Origin of the sequence: Ochrobactrum sp. SFR4 (assembly GCF_019730395.1) — a bacterium.
In the GTDB taxonomy this organism is placed as follows: Bacteria; Pseudomonadota; Alphaproteobacteria; order Rhizobiales; family Rhizobiaceae; genus Pseudochrobactrum.
Map to the genome: position 1 here is coordinate 1 of NZ_JAAPBB010000420.1, position 344 is coordinate 344.

Sequence of the window (344 nt, forward strand, 5' to 3'; positions counted from 1 at the left end):
AGATACACCACCTCGCCCGATCAGGCTTTGACTATCATTCATGCTGATCTGTGTATTCCACATATCACGGAAAGACTGCATTCCCACCGAAGACCACATTAATTGCGCCTGCGGTGTAACTGACCAGTATTCATTCAAATCGAACCGACGCCCGGCCTCAGCACTCACAGCAAAACCCAAAGCTTTCTGGTTATTTGCCAGCCCCCGTCGGGCAGTCGTCGAATTATAGTCATTGGTAAACCAGTTCATCTGAACCTGACCGTCGGCATAGAAACCATTGTCACTATACCATGTCAGAGCTCCGCCCAGCCCCCAAGCCTCCGTGGTGACCTTACCACTCCCGT

1 protein-coding gene is annotated in these 344 nt (G+C 51.5%); it reads right to left on the bottom strand.

Features of this window, described 5'->3' with window-relative positions; translation table 11 throughout:
* Positions 1-344: autotransporter outer membrane beta-barrel domain-containing protein (locus HBA93_RS19640; RefSeq protein ID WP_221724408.1), on the bottom strand; the 344-nt coding region annotated here is incomplete at both ends.